The organism is Pseudomonas sp. HMWF021, from assembly GCF_003061005.1.
Taxonomy (GTDB): Bacteria; Pseudomonadota; Gammaproteobacteria; order Pseudomonadales; family Pseudomonadaceae; genus Aquipseudomonas.
The window spans coordinates 1-7,662 of sequence record NZ_QAIK01000044.1; the positions used below are offsets into that span (position 1 = coordinate 1).

6 protein-coding genes and 1 pseudogene are annotated in these 7,662 nt (G+C 61.0%); all 7 read left to right on the forward strand.

Annotation, left to right across the window (positions count from 1 at the left end; all coding sequences use genetic code 11):
- Positions 1 to 700: pseudogene (locus tag DBR18_RS05635) on the forward strand (autotransporter); the annotation flags it as partial.
- A 114-nt stretch (positions 701 to 814) separates the two neighbouring features.
- Entirely contained in the window at positions 815 to 1,879 is a 1,065-nt protein-coding gene (locus DBR18_RS05640; protein ID WP_108589581.1) for a nitronate monooxygenase family protein, read from the forward strand.
- A 169-nt stretch (positions 1,880 to 2,048) separates the two neighbouring features.
- Complete coding sequence (gene modA, locus DBR18_RS05645; protein ID WP_108589582.1) at positions 2,049 to 2,816, forward strand: molybdate ABC transporter substrate-binding protein; 768 nt, start codon at positions 2,049 to 2,051, stop codon at positions 2,814 to 2,816.
- Positions 2,817 to 3,497 (forward strand): molybdate ABC transporter permease subunit, encoded by a 681-nt coding sequence (gene modB / locus DBR18_RS05650; RefSeq protein WP_108589583.1) that lies wholly within the window; start codon positions 2,817 to 2,819, stop codon positions 3,495 to 3,497.
- A 3-nt stretch (positions 3,498 to 3,500) separates the two neighbouring features.
- Positions 3,501 to 4,580, forward strand: a complete 1,080-nt coding sequence (gene modC / locus DBR18_RS05655; protein WP_108589584.1) for a molybdenum ABC transporter ATP-binding protein — start codon at positions 3,501 to 3,503, stop codon at positions 4,578 to 4,580.
- 72 nt (positions 4,581 to 4,652) lie between these two features.
- Positions 4,653 to 5,681 (forward strand): DNA topoisomerase IB, encoded by a 1,029-nt coding sequence (locus DBR18_RS05660; RefSeq protein WP_108589585.1) that lies wholly within the window; start codon positions 4,653 to 4,655, stop codon positions 5,679 to 5,681.
- 144 nt (positions 5,682 to 5,825) lie between these two features.
- On the forward strand, positions 5,826 to 7,451 hold the full coding sequence (locus tag DBR18_RS05665) for an ABC-F family ATP-binding cassette domain-containing protein (RefSeq protein WP_108589586.1): 1,626 nt from the start codon (positions 5,826 to 5,828) through the stop codon (positions 7,449 to 7,451).
- Positions 7,452 to 7,662 lie beyond the last annotated feature (211 nt).

Sequence of the window (7,662 nt, forward strand, 5' to 3'; positions counted from 1 at the left end):
CTTGTACCCTGCTCCATTGGCCTGGGGCGGGGCTGCCTATGGCTATCACGGAGGCGCCGTCGCCTGGGGGCCTGGTGGCTGGGCCGGCACCACCGGCAATATTTATCGTCAGTGGGGCGACCGCGCGACCGTCAGTCGTTACGGCGCCGGCTACAACGCCTGGACCGGCAATCGCTGGGCCGGCCAGGTCGGCTCGTCGTATAACTCGCGAACCGGCATAGCCGCCGCGGGACAACGTGGGGCCGTACACAACGTCTACAACGGCAATTACGCGGCCGGGCGCAGCGGTGAGGTGGTCGGGCCGAACGGCGGCGCCATCGCCGGCGGCCGGGTGACGGCGGGCAACGCACGCAACGGTACTCAGGTCACGGCCAATCGTGGCGCGGTGTACAACCCCAACACCGACAAGACCACGCAATACGGCGGCGTAAAGGGACGCAACGGAGGCGCCGCACGGATCGGCGACAATGTGTACGCCGGGCACGACGGCAACGTCTACAAGAAAACCGATAACGGTTGGCAATCAATGGTCAAGGGCAGCCCGACCCGTGCAGCGCCAGTCAACAACAATGCCCAGTTGCAAAACCTCAATCGCGAATCCGCTGCACGCAACTTCGGCAATCAGCGAACCAACACCTTTCACGATTCCTCGCGACTCATGAACCACTCCTTTGGCGGCGGGGGATTTCATCGACGTTGAGGCCGCGCGATTGTCCGTGATCTGCAAATTCGGGCTGGCCCTGAGTCCGGTTTTGCTGGTAAAAAACCGGCTCTGCCGTCCCTGCCCCGCTTCATTGTTCGGAGAACCGCTTCCATGAGCCAATGGCCTGACACTCGCATTCTTGACCTGCTCGGTATTGAACTGCCGATCATCCAGGCCCCGATGGCCGGCGCCACGAACTCGTCCATGGTGATCGCCGTATGCAATGCCGGTGGCCTAGGTTCGATGCCCGCCGCAATGCTGAGCATCGAGCAGTTGCGTGAAGAACTGAAGACCATCGGCAAACACACCCATAACCCGTTCAACGTCAACTTCTTCTGTCACCAGCCTCCGGCTGCCGATGAGCAGCGCGCGCAAGACTGGAAGCAGCTGCTGGAGCCGTACTACCGCGAGCTGGGCGTCGATTTCGATGCGCCGACGCCGGTTTCCAATCGGGCGCCATTCGATGCGGCAGCATGCGCAGTGCTGGAAGAATTTCGCCCGAAAGTGGTCAGTTTTCATTTCGGGCTACCGGAAAAATCCCTGCTGGATCGGGTCAAGGCCACTGGTGCGAAAATCCTCTCGTCCGCCACCACGGTTGAAGAAGCCGTGTGGCTGGAGCAAAACGGTTGCGACGCGATCATTGCCATGGGTTACGAGGCGGGCGGACATCGCGGGATGTTTCTCAGCGATGATCTGAGCAGCCAGGTCGGGACCTTTGCGCTGGTGCCGCAGATCGTCGATGCGGTGACGGTGCCGGTGATCGCTGCGGGAGCCATCGCCGATGCCCGTGGCGTGGCTGCGGCATTGATGCTCGGTGCGTCGGCGGTACAGGTCGGCACCGCATATCTGTTTACCCCGGAAGCGAAAGTCAGCGCCGCGCATCACCATGCATTGCGCACCGCCAGGGAAAGCGAAACCGCCATTACCAACCTGTTCACCGGGCGCCCGGCTCGGGGCATTCTCAATCGGGTCATGCGTGAAATCGGCCCGATGTCGCCCCAAGCCCCGGCGTTTCCGCTGGCCGGCGGGGCGCTGATGCCATTACGCGGCAAAAATGAAGCGCAGTTCAGTAACCTCTGGGCCGGTCAGGCGTTTCCGCTGGGCAAGGAACTGAGCAGCGCCGAACTGACCCGGGAACTGGCGCAACGCGCGCTGGCAAAACTGGTCCGGCACTGATCCGATCCAGGATGAGGCACGGCGCAGCCTCATTCTGTATACAACAGCACTTCCTGTTTAGCGGCATTTCGCTATATATTTCGCTATATAGCGTTTCACCCCCTCGCATCGGTGCAGTCCACCCCCAACAATAACTGCCCTCTGCACACGCCAACAACGGAGCTGTTACATGACCATTCGTGCCTCACGTTTTGCCCCAACCTGCCTGGCCACCCTGCTTTCGGTATTCGCCTTCGGTGCCGCTCAGGCTGATGAAGTGCAGGTGGCCGTTGCCGCCAACTTCACCGCACCGATCCAGGCCATCGCTGCCGACTTCGAAAAAGACACCGGGCACAAACTGGTCGCCGCCTACGGGGCTACCGGTCAGTTCTACACCCAGATCAAGAACGGCGCGCCGTTTGAAGTGTTCCTCTCGGCAGACGACACCACCCCGGATAAACTGGAAAAAGAAGGTGACACTGTCAAAGGCTCGCGTTTCACCTACGCCATTGGCACCCTGGCGCTGTGGTCGGCGAAAGAAGGTTATGTCGACGCCAAAGGTGAAGTCCTGAAGAAGAACGAATACCAGCACCTGTCCATCGCTAATCCGAAAGCCGCGCCGTACGGTCTGGCCGCCACTCAGGTGTTGGAAAAACTCAAGCTGACTGAAGCGACCAAGGCGAAGATCGTCGAAGGCCAGAACATCACTCAGGCCTACCAGTTCGTGTCCACCGGCAACGCCGAACTGGGTTTTGTCGCGCTGTCGCAGATCTACAAGGACGGCAAGGTCACCAGCGGCTCGGCGTGGATCGTTCCAGCCAGCATGCACGACCCGATCAAGCAGGACGCAGTGATTCTGAACAAGGGCAAGGACAGCGCCGCTGCCAAGGCGCTGGTTGAATACCTCAAAGGCCCGAAAGCCGCTGCGGTCATCAAGTCCTACGGCTACCAGCTCTAAATGTCGCTGACGAGTGCCGACTTCGCGGCGATCTGGCTGACCCTGAAACTGGCGTCCCTGACCACCGCTATCCTGCTGGTCGTCGGCACTCCGATTGCCCTGTGGTTGTCGCGCAGCCGTTCCTGGTTGCGCGGTCCCATCGGGGCTATCGTCGCCCTGCCCCTTGTGTTGCCACCGACCGTCATCGGTTTCTACCTGCTGCTGATGATGGGCCCCAATGGCTTTCTTGGTCACTTCACTCAGTGGCTGGGCCTGGGCACCCTGACATTCAGTTTCACCGGGCTGGTAATCGGCTCGGTGATCTATTCCATGCCGTTTGTGGTGCAACCGTTGCAAAACGCGTTCTCGGCAATCGGCACTCGCCCACTGGAAGTGGCCGCGACCTTGCGCGCCAATCCCTGGGACACTTTTTTCAGCGTGATCCTGCCCCTGGCACGCCCCGGTTTCGTCACGGCGGCGATCCTCGGGTTTGCCCACACCGTCGGCGAATTCGGCGTCGTGCTGATGATCGGTGGCAATATTCCCGACAAGACGCGAGTGGTCTCGGTGCAGATCTACGATCACGTCGAAGCGATGGAGTATGCCCAGGCCCATTGGCTGGCCGGGGCGATGCTGGTGTTTTCGTTTCTGGTGTTGCTGGCGCTGTACTCCAGCCGCAAGACCTGCGCAGGCTGGAGCTGATCGATGATTGATGCGCGTCTGAAAATCACCTACTCGGGCTTCAGCCTGGATGTCGGCCTGCATTTGCCCGGGCGCGGCGTGACTGCGCTGTTCGGTCATTCCGGCTCCGGTAAGACCACGTGCCTGCGTTGCATTGCCGGTCTGGAGCGCGCCGAGCATGGCTTTATCCAGATCAACGACGAAGTCTGGCAAGACAGTGAGAACGGCGTGTTCGTCCCACCGCACAAACGTGCGCTGGGCTATGTGTTTCAAGAGGCCAGCCTGTTCCCGCATCTGTCGGTGCTGGCCAATCTGCAATTCGGCCTCAAGCGCATCCCCAAAGCCCAGCGTCGAGTGGACATGGCACAAGCCACCGAACTGCTGGGGATCGGCCATCTGCTGGCGCGGCATCCGCAGCATTTGTCCGGCGGCGAACGCCAGCGCATCGGTATCGCCCGTGCATTGCTGACCAGCCCGAAACTGCTACTGATGGACGAGCCCCTGGCCGCCCTCGACAGCCAGCGCAAAGGCGAAATCCTGCCGTATCTGCAACGTCTGCACGATGAACTCGACATTCCGGTGTTGTACGTCAGCCATGCTCAGGATGAAGTGGCGCGACTGGCCGATCACCTGGTGCTGCTCAGCGAAGGCAAGGCATTGGCCAGCGGCCCGATTGGCGAAACCCTGGCGCGTCTGGATCTGCCGATGGCAATGGGTGATGACGCTGGCGTGGTAATCGAAGGTCAGGTCAGCGCCTACGATGGCGAGTACCAGTTGCTGACTCTGCAATTGCCCGCAACCGATTTGAGCATCCGTGTCACCCACGAACCGATGGCCGTCGGGCAACCCCTGCGCTGCAAGGTGCAGGCGCGGGATATCAGCCTCACCCTGCACAGCAACGAGGTCAGCAGCATCCTCAACCGCTTGCCGGTCACCGTCATCAGCGAGCAGACCGCAGACAACACAGCGCACGTACTGATTCGCCTCGATGCCGGAGGCACACCTTTGCTGGCACGAATCACACGTTTTTCCCGAGACCAACTGGGTGTGCATGCCGGTCAGCAATTGTGGGCGCAGATCAAGGCAGTCGCGGTACTGGCGTAAAACTCTTGGCACGACGGGCATGGCCTGCGGTCAATCGCATTAACAGAGCGATTCACCGTCAAGGACACTGCCATGCCCGACACCGCGCCACTCGATACCCTGCCGCCCGACCTGCATTATGTCGACGACACCCAGCCCGGCCTCACCCGGCGGAAACTGCGTGGCAAGTTCGCCTATTTCGATGGGAGCGGTCAGCGCATCAGCGATCCCGATGAGATCAAACGGATCAACGCCCTGGCGGTACCACCGGCCTACACCGATGTATGGATTTGCGCCGATCCGCGTGGTCACCTGCAAGCCACCGGCCGCGACGCCCGAGGACGCAAACAATATCGCTACCATCCGCGCTGGCGCGAAGTGCGCGACGCCGACAAATACTCGCGCCTGCGTGAATTTGGCCTCGCGCTGCCAAAACTGCGCAAGCAACTCGAAGCCCTGCTGGCCGCCCCAGGTTTCAGCCGCGACAAGGTCATGGCGACGGTGATTACCTTGCTCGATGCAACGCTGATTCGCGTCGGCAACACTCAATACGCTCGTGACAACCGCTCCTATGGCCTGACCACCCTTCGTAGCCGCCACGTCGAGGTCAACGGCAGCGCGATCCAGTTTCAGTTTCGCGGCAAGAGCGGCATCGAGCACCAGATCACCGTGAAGGATCGACGCCTGGCACGCATCATCAAGCGTTGCCTGGAAATCCCCGGGCAGAACCTGTTCCAGTATCTGGATGAAAACGGCGAACGGCACACCGTCAGTTCCCACGATGTGAACACTTACCTGCAGACGCTGACAGGCGCCGATTTCACCGCCAAGGACTACCGCACCTGGGCCGGCAGCGCCCTGGCGTTATCGGTACTGCGTGAACTGCAATGGGAATCGGAATCCGAGGCAAAGCGCCACGTGGTGGAGATGGTAAAAAATGTCGCCCGGCAGTTGGGTAACACTCCGGCAGTCTGCCGCAAGTGTTATATCCACCCGGCCGTGGTCGAGCGTTTCATGCTCGGTGCGCTGGCCGAATTGCCCCGGCCGCGCCTGCGCAAAGGCCTGCGTTCCGAGGAGGTCGCCCTGGCGATGTTTCTTGACCGAATGATGGAAGCGCCTTGATCGAGGCGCAAACGTGGTCTAGGCTGGCCGCCATTCCTTCCTCAGGACGCCCGCAGAAAGTGAACAACTAAGCCTTCAAAAATGTAATCGCGACACGCGCCGCAACGCGCCTGTCAGTGTTCCCGACATTTTTTGGAGGTGCCGATGACTCACGTCTCGCGTACGCCTGCACTCGTCTCGCTGAATCAATTGGGTTTTCAGTTCGCCAATGGCGAGACGCTTTTCGATCAACTGAATCTGCAATTCGATCATGTCCCCACCGCCATCGTCGGACGCAATGGCGTCGGCAAAAGCGTGCTCGCCCAGTTGATCGCCAATCGACTGCAGCCCACGGCCGGCAGCATTCATCGCACCACGCCCGTGGCCTATGTTGCGCAAACATTCATCGCCGAGCCCGGGCAAACCGTGGCTGACGCGACCGGCACCGCTGCTGTGCTTCACGCCCTCGAGCGCCTGCAGCGCGGCAGCCTGGCGGCGCAGGATTTCGACACCATCGGCGAATGCTGGGATCTGCCTGAGCGCCTGCGTCAATGGCTGAACGACGCTGGTCTGTCTGACGTAGTGCCGACGGATCTGACGCAATCGCTCAGCGGCGGCCAACAGGCGCGTCTGGCGTTGATCGGAGCGTTGCTCAGCCCGGCGCGCCTGCTGATTCTGGATGAACCCACCAATCATCTGGACGCTTCAGGCCGACAATGGTTGATGGAAAAGCTGCAACATTGGCGTGCAGGACTGATTGTCGTCAGCCATGACCGGCAACTGCTTGAGCATATGCAACGCATCGTCGAATTGACGCCGCTGGGCGTCACGGTGTTCGGCGGCAACTTCTCGGCCTGGCAACATCATCGGCGCGTCCACCAGGCGGCAGCCCAGGCGTTGCTGGAGCAAAGCCGAACCGAGCGCCGCCGCGAACAACTGCGCCTGGAACGCGAACACGACACCATCCAGCGCCACGCCGCCCGTTCGCGGCGTAATGCGCAAATCGCCAACGTCTCCAGTTTCGAAAAGGCCAGCCTCAAAGGAGCAGCAAGGGAAATCATGGGGCAGGTGCGTTGTGGCCATCAGCAGCGCAAGGCTGAACTCGATGCCCGGGTGCGCGAAGCGTATGCCGGCGTGCTGCCGGAGGATGGTGTGCTGATCAACCTTCCCGGCAGCGTCGTCCCAGCATCGCGCCAGGTATTTACGCTACTGGACGCATGCTCGCCGTGGCCGCCGATGCAGCCGCTCAGCATCAGTGTGAGCGGCCCGGTGCGCATCGCCGTCAGTGGACCGAATGGCTGCGGCAAATCGACCTTGCTGCGAATGATCGCCGGCCAGTTGCAACCGGCAAGCGGCCAATGCAGCAGCCATGTGCCACTGGCGTTTCTCGATCAGCAACTGTCATTGCTCAATGACCCACTCAGTGTCGTTGAACAGCTGATGCAGTTGCACAGCCCATTGAGCGAAAGCGAATTGCGCAGCCATCTCGCACAGCTGCAACTGGACGCCCGGCGCGTGACCCGGCCCAGCGCGTCACTGAGCGGCGGCGAGCGTTTGAAAGCCGCTCTGGCAGTGGCGTTGTGGCGCAGGACGCCCGCGCAATTGCTGCTGCTCGATGAGCCGACCAATCATCTGGACCTGACTTCCGTGCAGGCATTCGAACAGGCATTGCAGACATTTCCCGGAGCGATTGTCGCCGTTTCCCACGATAAAAATTTCCTTCAGGCGCTGAAGCCGACGCACCGACTGGAATGGCAACCCGAGGGCTGGCAGCTGCAACCGACGAATTGACTTGTCTACTTTTTGCACAATCGGCCAGGACCTCTATAGTTGTTCTGACGCCAATACGCTGCGGTGACGCCATGGAAGACATTTTCGTCGTGAAGCGCTGCAACAAGATCATCATTCATGGTCGCCGGGCCGGAGAAAACCAGCACGATCCTGCCGAGGCGATCAGTTGGTATCGCATCAACGATACCCGCACCGGCGGTTTCATCGGCGC

Excerpts from the sequence above, each read along its gene's own strand:
- DBR18_RS05640 (WP_108589581.1), top strand. The coding sequence starts at position 815 with ATGAGCCAATGGCCTGACACTCGCATTCTTGACCTGCTCGGTATTGAA.
- modA (WP_108589582.1), top strand. The coding sequence starts at position 2,049 with ATGACCATTCGTGCCTCACGTTTTGCCCCAACCTGCCTGGCCACCCTG.
- modB (WP_108589583.1), top strand. The coding sequence starts at position 2,817 with ATGTCGCTGACGAGTGCCGACTTCGCGGCGATCTGGCTGACCCTGAAA.
- modC (WP_108589584.1), top strand. The coding sequence starts at position 3,501 with ATGATTGATGCGCGTCTGAAAATCACCTACTCGGGCTTCAGCCTGGAT.
- DBR18_RS05660 (WP_108589585.1), top strand. The coding sequence starts at position 4,653 with ATGCCCGACACCGCGCCACTCGATACCCTGCCGCCCGACCTGCATTAT.
- DBR18_RS05665 (WP_108589586.1), top strand. The coding sequence starts at position 5,826 with ATGACTCACGTCTCGCGTACGCCTGCACTCGTCTCGCTGAATCAATTG.